This window comes from Leptospira ainlahdjerensis, from assembly GCF_016919175.1.
GTDB lineage: Bacteria > Spirochaetota > Leptospiria > Leptospirales > Leptospiraceae > Leptospira > Leptospira ainlahdjerensis.
Map to the genome: position 1 here is coordinate 1 of NZ_JAFFPU010000082.1, position 12,565 is coordinate 12,565.

General features: G+C 43.0%; 9 protein-coding genes. 3 read left to right on the forward strand and 6 right to left on the reverse strand.

The annotated features are described in order from the left end of the window. From JWG45_RS21410 to JWG45_RS21415, 3 genes are all read right to left on the reverse strand, one after another. The coding region (locus JWG45_RS21410; protein ID WP_205281642.1) for an ATP-dependent DNA helicase at positions 1 to 1,116 on the reverse strand (1,116 nt) is incomplete at its 3' end. After that, complete coding sequence (locus tag JWG45_RS22445; protein ID WP_269750306.1) at positions 1,113 to 1,241, reverse strand: hypothetical protein; 129 nt, start codon at positions 1,239 to 1,241, stop codon at positions 1,113 to 1,115. The genes JWG45_RS22445 and JWG45_RS21410, both read right to left, overlap by 4 nt. Beyond that, entirely contained in the window at positions 1,238 to 2,830 is a 1,593-nt protein-coding gene (locus JWG45_RS21415) for a sodium-dependent transporter (protein ID WP_205281643.1), read from the reverse strand. Before JWG45_RS21415 ends, JWG45_RS22445 begins: the two co-directional genes overlap by 4 nt. Positions 2,831 to 3,313: 483 nt before the next feature. Here JWG45_RS21415 and clpB point away from each other — a divergent pair, with 483 nt between their 5' ends. Continuing rightward, positions 3,314 to 5,890 carry an ATP-dependent chaperone ClpB gene (gene clpB, locus JWG45_RS21420; protein WP_205281644.1) on the forward strand — a complete coding sequence of 859 codons (2,577 nt, stop codon included), beginning with the start codon at positions 3,314 to 3,316 and terminating at the stop codon, positions 5,888 to 5,890. 17 nt (positions 5,891 to 5,907) lie between these two features. Here the strand turns inward: clpB and JWG45_RS21425 are convergent, their stop codons facing one another. Continuing rightward, positions 5,908 to 7,077 (reverse strand): helix-turn-helix domain-containing protein, encoded by a 1,170-nt coding sequence (locus JWG45_RS21425; protein WP_232380817.1) that lies wholly within the window; start codon positions 7,075 to 7,077, stop codon positions 5,908 to 5,910. A 580-nt stretch (positions 7,078 to 7,657) separates the two neighbouring features. On the opposite strand from JWG45_RS21425, the gene JWG45_RS21430 reads away from it, so the two are divergent. Continuing rightward, entirely contained in the window at positions 7,658 to 9,754 is a 2,097-nt protein-coding gene (locus tag JWG45_RS21430) for an Lcl domain-containing protein (RefSeq protein ID WP_205281645.1), read from the forward strand. A 17-nt stretch (positions 9,755 to 9,771) separates the two neighbouring features. Continuing rightward, entirely contained in the window at positions 9,772 to 10,260 is a 489-nt protein-coding gene (locus JWG45_RS21435; protein ID WP_205281646.1) for an Lcl C-terminal domain-containing protein, read from the forward strand. Positions 10,261 to 10,324: 64 nt separating this feature from the next. Here JWG45_RS21435 and JWG45_RS21440 read toward each other — a convergent pair whose 3' ends face one another. Both JWG45_RS21440 and JWG45_RS21445 read right to left on the reverse strand, forming a co-directional pair. Next, positions 10,325 to 10,732, reverse strand: coding sequence for a helix-turn-helix transcriptional regulator (locus tag JWG45_RS21440; protein WP_069609247.1), 408 nt, complete (start codon positions 10,730 to 10,732; stop codon positions 10,325 to 10,327). 354 nt (positions 10,733 to 11,086) lie between these two features. Then, on the reverse strand, positions 11,087 to 12,565 hold the full coding sequence (locus tag JWG45_RS21445; protein WP_205281647.1) for an LIC12015 family putative lipoprotein: 1,479 nt from the start codon (positions 12,563 to 12,565) through the stop codon (positions 11,087 to 11,089).

A 12,565-nucleotide genomic window follows, 5' to 3' on the forward strand; every position in this document is an offset into this window, starting at 1 on the left:
GAGTCCGGGATCGTCCAAGAGACGGAAGGATTCAAGGCCGACCGCGATCTGTTCCATTCTTCCGGACAACATTTCCAAAACGAGAGAACTTTCTTTTTCCGTAATGTCTTCCGAATCCTTGGACAACTTGGAAAGATGTTTTTGAAGAATTTCGGTGATCTCGGAAAGGACATTGGCGAATGCTCCTCGATCCAGTTTCAAAGATTTTTTGATCCTCTGAGGGCTGTAAAAATTTAAAGGCACTTCTCCGGAAAGGGAATTGAAAAAAACGGTAAGGGCTTCGCCGGCTTTGGAAACTAGATTTTTCAGCTCGTTCGATCCGATTTCACCTGCGATTCCGGTGTTTTTGGAAGGAAGCCAGATTTGTTGTAAAAGTTTTTGAATTTCTTGGGAACGGATTTCCTGACGAAAGGACGAGCCGATAATGTCCGGAAAGTTATGCGCCTCGTCCAAGATCACTCTGCTGAACTCGGGAAGAATGTTAAAATCGCTCGCGATATGCGCCGCGAGGAGATGATGATTAACGATCAGAATATTACAACGTTTCCACTTTTCCCTTTCTAAAAAATAATAAGAATGGGAGAAGTTCGGGCAATTTCTTCCCAAACAGTTGTCGGCTTCTCTTGTGACCTTATTCCAAAAATCGTATGATGCGGTTCCAGTAAATTCCTGTTTTCTTCCGGACTCCGTATTTCGAATCCATTGATTGAAAGAATCCAGATGAGGAATCATCTCCGGGCCGAAGGTTCCATCGCGCATAACGTGATTCATCTTTCGTTTGCAGACGTAGTTCGAAGCTCCCATCGCGACTTCGGCTCTTAAATCCACTCCGAGAATTTTCGAAACCATCGGAATGTCCTTTAACAAAAGCTGTTGTTGCAAAGACTTTGTTTCCGTGGAGATGATCACGGGTTCTTCTCTTTCCATAGAATTCAAAGCAGCCGGAATCAAATAAGCGAGGGATTTTCCCACGCCCGTTCCCGCTTCCGCGATCAGATGTTTTCCCGAAAAGAGGGCCTCTTCGATTCTTTGGGAGAGCTGGATCTGCCCGGATCTAGGTTCGAAATCGTCCCAGATCGTGGAAAGTTTTTCAAAATACTCAGATGTTCGGTTCAATGGTTTCTGGTTCTAAAAAGTTTATAAATACAAAAAAGGGAAAGTCCCGTAACTAAAAGTAAGGAAAGGGACATGATCAGAGTTCCCTGTAGATTTAGACCGGTCATTTGTGCAAAAAGAATCATTCGGCTTTCAACCTCCTTTCCTTATAGATCAAAGCGTAGTGAACGAGAAGAACGATCAAACTAAAGACGATCAGAATTCCGAAAAACACGGAACGAGAAATCAGCGCTCCCATTCTCGCGATTTCCGCGGACGTTCCTTTTGCGATCGCCTTTGCAACCATCGCGTCCACGCTCATTCTTTCAAAATAGCTTGGAAGATTCTGAAACAAAAACGCGACAAAGACGACGAGGAGAAACGCGGGGGTGATGTATTGAATCACAAACCAGAAGAATTTCGGGAGTTCCAGATGAGAACCTTCGTTGCCGTCTTCGAGTCCTTTTTTCGCGCCGACTTTCCAACCGAATAAGAAAATTTGAATGCTCGCAAGAATAAAAATCAAAACTGTGCCAATCCAAAAGTCTGCGAGTTCCAAGGCCTGAAAGTTTTGGTTGAAGTAGAGAATCGGAAAACAAAGACTTCCGGTAAATACAAAGAGGATGATACTCGAAACCTGTCTTCGTAGGCCGAAGGATTCTTCTAAAAAAATGATTCCCGGTTGAAGCATCGTTACCGAAGAAGTGATGGCCGCCAGAAAAAGGACAAAGAACCAGATCGCACCGAAAAACTGGCCACCGGGCATCATCGAAAAAACGGACGGAAGCGCGATAAATCCCATTCCAAACGTTCCGAACTCGCTGATCGAGCCGCCTAAGAAGAGATAGGCGACCGGAATCGTGATCATCCCGCCGATCGCGACTTCCACGAATTCGTTCAAGGAAGCCGCGGAAAGAGAAGAGAGAACTACGTCGTTATCCCGTTTGAGGTAGCTTGAAAAAACGAGAGCGATTCCAAAACCCGCAGAAAGTGTAAAAAAGATCTGGCCCGCCGCCGCGATCCAAACCTCGGATCGGAGAAGCGCGGACCAATCCGGATTCCACATTCTTCCGAGACCTAAATCAATGTTGTCTAACGTGAGAACGCGGACCAAAATTAAGGCTGAGGAAGCCAACATAAGTGGGACCGCTATCTTAGCAAAGGATTCGATTCCTTTAGAAATTCCCCGATAAACGAGGGCGAAGTTCAAAGCGAAACAAGTGAGAGTCGCATAAAAAATTTTACCGGAAATTGCGTCTCCATTTTCTCTGGCGCCCGTCAAATTTAGGAAATAACTTCCGGCGGCTTTGATGATTTCCGGTTGAGGAGTTTGACCGTTTGTGTTAAATTGAATCTGTCCGGTTAAAAACTCGAAAGAGTAGGCGAGGCACCAAGCCTCAATAAAAACGTAATATACATAGATGAGAATGGGAACCGTAACACCGATGGCGCCTACGATTCTTAATGGAAAACCTGATAAAAAACTTTTAAAAAGAAAAGGTGCGCTGTGACCGGTTCTGCCCCCCATTCTTCCCATAATCCATTCGGTGATACAGACCGGGATTCCGACAAGGATGAAACTGATGATGTAAGGAACCATAAAAGCTCCTCCTCCGTTTGCAACCGCTTGACCTGGAAAACGAATGAAATTTCCGAGACCGATCGCGCCGCTCGCTACGGTAAGAATCAGTCCGGTTCTGGATTTCCAGCTTTCTTTTGGGGGTTCCTTGCTCATGTTCTGGTTCTTGCAAAACGTACGCCAAACCCCTCATTGTCAAAAGAAAAGCGGAGATTCCGGGAAAAAAGGGGACATAAGGAGGAAGGAAAGAAGTCACTCAATTTTAAGCTCTCGAAAAGGAAACTTGATAAATGTCAATATGGCAGAAAAAGTTGAAATTTCTAAAAAGAACTCAGTCTAAAATGAAAAGAAGTGTAGAAAGGCCAATGCAGATTTTAACCCTATTCGGAAGTTTCCTGACTTTTAAGAGCCAATGGTCGGAAATACGACGAATCACCGTGAAAAGTCGCGCGCCCCACCCTGATCTTGGGTGGAGGGGTGGGTGGTGGAAAACTTCCGGAGACTTTCCTCTATCACAGAATTCTACTTTTTGCAGCGCAAAGTTTTTCAGTCGGAGTTCCTACAAAAATCCTTCCGGGTTATTTTCGCAGAGTCCACTTCTTTACTTGTAGAAAAGGAATATCCATTAGGAAGAATTCAATGAAATTAGATAAGCTAACGACAAAACTGAACGAAGCCCTTAGGGACGCGCAGTCCTTGACAGAAAATTCCGGAAATCCGGAAATCAGCGAAGAACATATCCTGCGAGAAGTGATCGGCCAACCCGACGGCTTGGCTCCACTTTTGATTTCGAAGCTGGGTCTGAACCCGACCTCATTTTTAAAAAAGACGGAAGAATATCTGCAAAAGCTTCCCAAGGTAGGCGGCGCCCAGGCGGACGTAGGATTTTCCAGATCTGCGGTTGCGCTCTTAAAGGCCGCAGACGACCTAAGAAAAGAACTCAAAGATGAATATTTATCCACGGATCATATTCTTCTCGGGCTTATGAAGAATGGGACCGGACCGCTCAAAGAGGAATTTATTCGTCTTGGTTTAGAATATTCTAAATTACTCAAAATCACGTTGGAAAATCGAAAAGGAAAAACTATCATGGACGATTCACCGGAAAGTAAAACGGACGCTCTTGCGAAATATGCAAAAAATCTAAATGAGTTATCCAAACAAGGAAAACTCGATCCAGTTATCGGAAGGGATGAGGAAATCAGAAGAACCATCCAGGTTCTTTCCAGAAGAACCAAAAACAATCCGGTTCTCATCGGAGAACCCGGCGTAGGTAAGACAGCGATCGTGGAAGGTCTTGCAAACAAGATCGTACAAGGAGAGGTTCCGGAAGGAATTCTAAACAAAATCATCTATACCCTCGATCTCGGCTCGATGATCGCCGGCGCCAAATACCGGGGAGAATTCGAGGATCGCCTAAAGGCGCTTCTCGACGAAGTCAAGGCGAGTGACGGTGAAGTGATTCTTTTTATAGACGAGATTCATACTCTCGTGGGAGCCGGCGCGACCGAAGGAGCATTAGATGCTTCTAATATGTTAAAGCCGATGCTCGCAAGAGGGGAACTTCGTTGTATCGGCGCGACCACTCTTAAGGAATATCAGAAATACATAGAAAAGGATGCGGCCCTCGAAAGAAGATTCCAACCCGTGATGGTAAAAGAACCTTCCGTGGAAGAGACGGTAACGATTCTTAGAGGACTCAAAGGTCGTTACGAACTTCATCACGGAATTCGGATTACGGATTCGGCTTTGATCGCGGCGGCAAATCTTTCCAACCGTTATATCACGGATCGTTTTCTACCGGACAAAGCTGTCGATCTCATCGACGAAGCCTCCTCTAAGATGAGAATCGAGATCGATTCTATGCCGGAGGAATTGGATCGTGCGAGTAAACGAATTCAATCCCTCAAGATCGAAAGAGAGGCTCTGAAAAAGGAACAGGACACGGCTTCCAAAGATCGTCTAAAGAATTTAGAGAAGGAACTCTCGGAACAAGAACAGAACTTCCAGACTTTGAAAGCGAGATGGGATTTGGAAAAAACCAAAATTTCCCGTTTGAAACAGATCAAGGAAGAGATCGAAAAATACAAAAACCTCGAGGCCGAAGCCGAAAGAAGAGGGGAGATCAACCGAGTCGCAGAGATTCGTTACGGAAAACTCGTAGATCTTCAAAAAGAATTCGAAGTCGCAAACGAAGAATTAAAAAAACAGTCCGCGACCTCCAGACTTCTCAAGGAAGAAGTCTCGGAAGAGGATATCGCAAACATCGTATCTCGCTGGACCGGAATTCCCGTTTCCAAGATGTTACAAGGAGAAAGGGCAAAACTCCTTTTGATGGAGGACGCACTCAAGTCAAAAGTGATCGGGCAGGACCACGCGCTGAAACTCGTCTCCGAAGCGGTACAAAGGTCAAGAGCCGGAATCGCGGACCCAAATCGTCCGATCGGAACCTTTTTGTTTCTCGGGCCTACGGGAGTCGGAAAAACGGAAACCGCGAAGGCCCTCGCCGAATTCATGTTCGACGATCCGAATGCGATGCATCGTATCGACATGAGTGAATACATGGAAGCGCATTCCGTTGCCAGATTGATAGGCGCCCCTCCAGGTTACGTGGGTTACGACGAAGGCGGACAACTCACGGAAGCGGTTCGGAGAAGACCTTATTCCTTGATTCTTTTTGACGAGATCGAAAAGGCGAATCCCGACGTTTTCAATATTTTCTTACAGATCTTGGACGAAGGACGGTTGACCGATGGAAAGGGGCGTAACGTGGACTTTAAAAATACGCTCATCATTCTTACTTCCAATATCGGATCGGATATCTTAGGTTCGACCGAATACACATCGGAAGAGAAAGAAAGGCTCGTCGAACAAAGATTGAAAAAACAATTCAAACCGGAGTTCTTAAACCGACTCGATGAAGTGATTCTGTTTCATTCGATTACCGATTCGGTAATCCATAAGATCGCTGAGATCCAGTTGGAAATTCTCAAACAAAAGGCAAAAGAAAACGGACTTGTCGTCGAGTTTACAAAAGCCTTGAAGGACTACGTCTCCAAGGCTGGCTTTGATCCCGAATACGGCGCAAGACCGCTGAAGAGACTCATCCAAAGAGAAGTCGGGAATGCGCTCAGCCGTTACATTCTGGACGGAAAATTCTCCGAAGGACAAAAGGTAAGCATAGATTACAAAGACTCAAAGGTAAGCGTAATCTAATCTAAAAGAATCGGATCTTAAGTCGTTCTTCTTTCTCCGATTTCGGGAATGAGGGTCGGCTTAGGGTCTTCTTTTTTTAGAACCAAGTTTCTCAAATCCTTGGGAGAATATCCCGTAAAACGAATACAAGCCCTATGGAATGGAGAATACGAATTGAAACCGCATTCCAAACCGATATCGATGAGATTTTTATTAGTCTCTTCCAAGATCAATCGTTTCGCCTCTTCAACTCGGTTTTGATTGATAAAATCCGTAAAGCTTGTGTTCCGATACTGATTCAGATACAAGGACGCTTGGTGCACCGAAATTCCCAAATAAGCGGATAAATCCGGAAGTCGTAGCTCTTCGTCTAAAAACCTTTTTTCGTCTAGAAAAGATTTCAATCGGTCTTCGATACGAGCTAAATCGTTTTCCTTAAGCAATCCTTTGTTTTCTGAAGAGGAATCTGTCCTTTTTCGATTCGTTTTTTCCTGAATCAGCGCTACACTTTCTTTTCTTCTCTGGAGTCTTCTTTCGATCGAAAGGGAACTCATCGTCTTCTTATCCGTGATAACTGGAGCGTAGATTTCAAGTAAATGGAAGTAAACCAACAAAAGTCCCGGAATCACGTTGGAAAGCAAATGAAAACGCAGATCGTTTTTGAAGATGGCTATCATATCTAGTATCAAAGCGAAAGTCATAAAAAAGGCGATCACGGTTAGATGATAATAGATTTTTGGAAGTCTTCTCGTATGGATGGAACTTGTGATTTCGACAAAAGTATAGGCAGTGATCGTTATACTCACAAAATTTCCGGCGATGTTAAAGGTGATTTCGTCCCGAAAAATAAACGAAAGAACGAAGTTGATCGCAAACGTAAATAGAAGATTGATCCCGGCGTCGTTATTTCTAATTTCCAAGCCGATCGATTTTCGCATGAGAGATCGGCACATAAAACAGGAATAGATGATCAAACCAAAGAAGATAAGAGATAAATCGTAGTGGCTCCCGCTTTGAGCCTGTAGAAGATAAAAATCGCTTTCTCCGCCAATATAGAGAAAGAGACTGATACAGATAAACGTAATTCCATAGAATACGTTCATTCTATTTTTTTTAAAACGATATAATCTCAAGAGGCCGATCGAAAAACCAAGGTAAATCCCGATCAGATGAAGGTGGCTGATTATTTTATCAAATTCAAAAGTCATAATTCTCCGTAAAAGCTATCTTTTTAGATTTCGCTTACTCCCTGAAGTTTTCAAAATTTCTAATTTCATTCGGTCTTTTCAAACAATCCTAGGGTAATTTTGCTTTTATAAAAAAGGATTAAATGGCCTCTTCTTGTAAGTTGAGTCTCAATTCCTATTTTTTAATTTTAAACAACTACTCGTAAAGGAATCTAATTTTGCAATTAACTTGCTATAAACTAGAAAAGCTGATTTATAATTTAGTCTATAAAATCATTACAACTATAGATCGGCAAATTTGCTTACTTGTAATATTTTTATCGTTTTAACGGTTTTGATTCAAAAGTATCGAGGTTTGCGTTAGAGTGCTTTTGACATATTCGTGTCTTTGAAAAAGGAAATAATTATTTTCAAACATAGAATCCGAAGTGCCTCTTTTGGACTTTGCGGTCGGATCTTTCGCGATTCCGAATGGATTGGATTGAAAGCTTTGTATAACAATTCTGCTGGGATTTTTTGTATAGATATTTTTTCCTTTTTATAATCCAAGAAGAATTATCTATAAATCTGATTTATTCTGGCTTCCATGAGAGATTGTATTTTGAAGTGGGATCGGAAAAATTATAAACTCAATCCTTTTCGAATTCTTGGGATCTTGCTTTTTCTTTTTTTTACCTCTTGTTTGAAAGATTCGAGCCAGGATAATTTTAAATTTTTTTATCTGCCCACTTCGATTTCTAATATTTCCAATCCCTTCGGATCTGCCGGTGCTCCGATCTCCAATCCCAGCAATCTTACTTTTGGGGGAGGGAAGAGCCTTTTTAACGGAGTCTATTATGCTTCGGTGATGTCTTCAGGAGATTTTGGGGTCAATATCATCCTCAATCTTTCAAATGTGACGTCGGGGTCCGAACTGAAAGTTTGTCTGAATGATCCAGGGTGCTTTGGTGTGGGAACTCCTCTCTACAGCACGACTTTGTCCTCTTCGGTTTCAAACTTAGAACTGAATCTTCCGTTTCCGGAAGGATATCCGGTGAATATCGGAGGGAATTCTTTGCATGTCTCCCTGGTCAAGGATTCGCAGATTCTGAGTCAAAAATCGGTTTCCTTGATCTATGACAATTCCGCCCCAAGCCTTAGCTTTTCGATCTCGGGAGGAACTTATACTTCGGCTCAGAGTGTAAATGTGACCTGCACGGATGCGGTTTCAGGGTGTAAGGATTTGATTTATACGGTGGACGGCACAGATCCATCTCTTTCTCTTCTCTCGGATTTTGATCCATTGTCGATTCTTTTTGGCTCCGTTTTTCCGACATCTTCTCTTGGAATCGGAAATGGAACCACCACGGTCAAAGTTCTCGCGTCCGATCGAGCCGGTAATCTTGTTGGGCCGGTTTCGGCAACTTATACGATAAATCTTCCGCTGACTCCGGCTCCAACCTTAACCCTCAATTCAATTCAGAATGGAATTACGAATGCGGGGAGTGCGACTTCGATCAACTGGACTTCGGATTCATCAGGAAATTATTATATCGTCACGGCCACTACGGGTTGCACAAGTATTACTCCCGGGGTTACGATCACGTCGGGAGTTTTGGGGAGCGCCGGAACTCAGGACACGACGGTTCCTAACGCGAGTTTTTCCGAAGGGTTGAATTCTTTCAAACTTTGTCTATTGGATAGTTCCGGACAGGCGGGAAGTTTTAATTTCAGTGTTACCTTGGATACCTCGGCGCCAATTCTTTCTTCCACATCTCCGAATACCGGTGCTGTTGATATCGACGTTTTCAATCGGGAGCTCCTTCTTACATTTAATGAAATTATGCAACCCGGGACAACCGTTGAATTGCATCTCTTCGTAACCTACGGGAGTGGCGGGACCGTTACGACCACGGAGTTGACGCTTCCTTCAAGTCTTATCGTCCAATGGATCTCTGGAACCGTAGTGAAGATCGATCTCGATTCGATTCTTCCGGAATTTACATCGATTCAGGTGAAGTTGTCGGCTTCTCATTTTAAAGACCTTGCCGGGAATTCTCTTGTCGGAGACGGGACCGGACATTTCTACATAAACTATTCAACGGGTGGAATGGTTTCTTTGAGAAACATCATCGATTCGAATCAACCGGGTTGTTTTGATGCAAGCGGAGGCGTGGTCCTTTGCACAGGAACGGGACAAGACGGCGCCTTCAGCGGGACGCCTGCTTTACAATCGATTTCGGCTCCTACCTTTTTGGGTGGATATACGGACGATCCTGTTAGCATAGATTTTACGAGCGGTTTAACCTGGAGAACTTGTGTGCAAGGAATGGAATGGAACGGGAGCACTTGTGCGGGAACGCCGACCGAAGTCAATTGGACCAACGCCTTATCTAGTTGTAATTCACTCAATGAAAGAAATACAAATTTAGGTTATGCCGGTTTGAAGGCTTGGAGACTTGCGACCCTTGACGACTTTCATTCTTTGATTACATTTCCCTCGTCAACTTCCGGTTATACGTTTATCGCTCCGGCGAGTTTTCCGAATTTTCCGAGCAACGCTTCCAATCAAAGGTTTTGGAGCGCGACTACGATTCGGACGAATACGGGGAACGCTTATGTGATTCGAAATTTCGGCGCGAGAATTTTTACTTACAATAAAAATAATTCGAACGATGGATATTCCTATTACGCATTTTGTGTAAATGGAAATCCCTGAAGGAGAAAAATAAAAAAATGAGAGCGAAAGTATTTTTGTTATCCATCTTCTTATCCACTCCGTTCTTGTTGATCGCTTATACGGGGCCGTTTACGGATGTGGGAAATGGAACAATTTTGGATCAGAAGAGCGGTTTGGTTTGGCAGAAATGTGCTTCTGGTCAGGGAAGTATAGGCGATTCTTATTCGGATTGTACGATCGGAGCGGCAGTCAGCTTGGATTGGATCAGTGCCTTGGCTTATTGCAATTCTCTAAATTTAGGAGGAGGTGCCGGCTGGAGGTTGCCCTCCGTAAAAGAGCTCGTTTCTCTTGTGGACTACTCTAAAGCGACTTCTCCATTTATAAATCAGGTCTTCTTCCCGAATGCCTCGAGTAATTATTGGGCTTCTACCACTCATCCATCCGGAAGCTATAAATTTCAAGCTTATCAAGTTCTTTTTGCCAACGGAACTTACGATACCTTTGATAAAACAACGGCCTTAGCGCGGGTACGTTGTGTTCGCTGAAAGAATCCGTACACAAAAAAGGGAAGCGAATGCTTCCCTTTCTCTTTAGGAATTTAACCCTTTTTTAATATTCAACTTTTTGCAGGAAGAGTTCTTCTTTTTTCATTTTCAGAGCTTTGGAAGCAAGGTTTTTAAAATCTTCAGGCGGTTCCAAAAGTCCGAGTTCCACTTTCGAAAGAAAAGGGGTGGAAACTTTTAGTTTTTTTGCCATATCGTATTGTTTGATTCCCAATTCTCTGCGTTTTGCCCAGAGACGATTGGTGAGCCCTTCGGTAAATTCAGGATATACATCCTCTACGACTTGCTCGTTAAACAATTTATCAAGAGTGGTTTTCAAATATTTTGCACAGGAAATTTTAAACTTTTCTGTAGGATCCTGGCTTCCTGTTTCGATTTTAGAAAGGTAGCTAGGAGAAACCCCAAGCGCTCTTGCCATATCGTATTGTTTTATACCTCGTTTTTTCCGAAGCATGTAGATGTGGTTTTTCATTCAATTCCCCTCTCAAAGAACCAACCTAATTTTCTAAGACAAAAATTCAAGAAAAAATTTCCAACACTCTTGCCACAGGAATTGTGAATCTGTGTTAATTAAGCCAAAAAGATTACTGTAACTAACTATAATTCAGGAGTAAGATACAGGATTCTGTGGTAATATCGGAAATAATTAATTTCCAATACTTGCTTTTGGAAACGTGTTTTAACAGATTATGGAATTATGATTTAGGAATTCGATATTGTAAAAGATTCTTTTTTGAGTGGAAGCAAAAGGGAGAGTTTAGAATCGGGAAAAATCCCGGTGAAAACACCGGGATACAAATTATTATTTTTAGATTTGTCCCGCTTTTAGACTTTCAGAGGCAATTTTGAATTCATTCTCCGATTTCAATTTGGAGAGATAGTCTTGGAAGACGGATTGTTTTTTGGATTCCACGAGTTCTTGTTTGATTCGATCTCTTACCTTTCCAAAATCTTCCGGAAGCCTTTCGTTCGGATTGGTTGGAGAAGGTTTGGAATAAGCGTAGAGTTTTCCAGCTTCATAGGTATCTCTGATTTCCTTTTCCGTCACGTCGATATTTGCATCCGTGGAACGGTTGCGAATCAACATAAAAAGCACCGATCTTCCGAGCAAAGGAAGTGTTTTTTTAAATTCTTTTGTATCCTTCAGGGCTTGCACTTCTTTCGACTCCGCTGAGATTCGAATCGGAAGGTAGATCTGAGTGTAAAAAGAAAGTTGGTCGTTTTTTTCTTCTTCCGGATTTGTTTTTCGTTTTTGAAGAATCGGCGCGATCTTATTGAATTCCACAAGGAGATCTTTGAAAAGAAATTTATTTCCTGTTTTGTCTTCGAAAAGGACCGTTTCAGGCTTTAATCCTTTGATAAATTCAGGAGTTAAGTCCACGATTTTAAGTCCGCTCTGGACGCGAAGTCCGTCCATTTCCTTTTTCCAGGCTTCTTTGAGAAAACGGTTTCCGTAGTGTTCGGCCGTTTGATTTGCTTTTTCGTTCACTGCCAATTCAGAGTAGAAAGCGGCTTCTCTTTTTTCCTCTTCGGTAATCCCTTCTTTGCTTACGTACTTCGTTGCGAGAGATTTGAGTTTGTCCAATTCGTTTTGAAAGAATTTATCGATTTTTTTCGGATAGATTTTTTCAATTCTTTCCACTCGGAGAATATAATAATTTCCTTGTGCTTCTTTGAGGATAAAGGTCCCCTTTTTATCGGAAGCTTCTTTCAAGATTGCGGTAAAAGGATCGTCTCCGCAGTTGATACAATGCGGTTCGAGTCTTCCTCCGACGGCCTTTCTCTGAACTTCGTGCGTATTCTTAGCGATGAATGCCGCGATCTCCTTATCGGATTTTATCGCTGAAATTTCTTGAAGAATGGAGTTGGCTTTCACCGCCGCGTCGGGCGCCGCTTTGATAAAAAGAATTCTTCCAAACGCCAACTCGAGCATTCCGGATGTCATTAGTTTTTCGGAGAATTGTTTTCTGTAGTCGTTAAAAAGAATCTGAGGCTCGACAAATCCCATAATTCTCGCGTATTCGTCTTTTGTGACCACGTTAGAAGTGTTGTTTTGGATTTCGGCGATTTTCTGAATTCCGAGTTCTTCTATGATTTTGGCTTGGGTCGCGATCGACGCGTTATTCGCATCGGGTTCGACGCCGCGGAGTTTATAATACGCTCTCAATTCCTCTCTGGTTACGGTACCATTTTTAAAAGAGGCGAGAACATCGGAGTCCCTGCTGCAATTGGCTGCGGAGAGTACGATCAGGGTAAGGATGGTTAGAGATAGGGTCTTTTTTTTCAT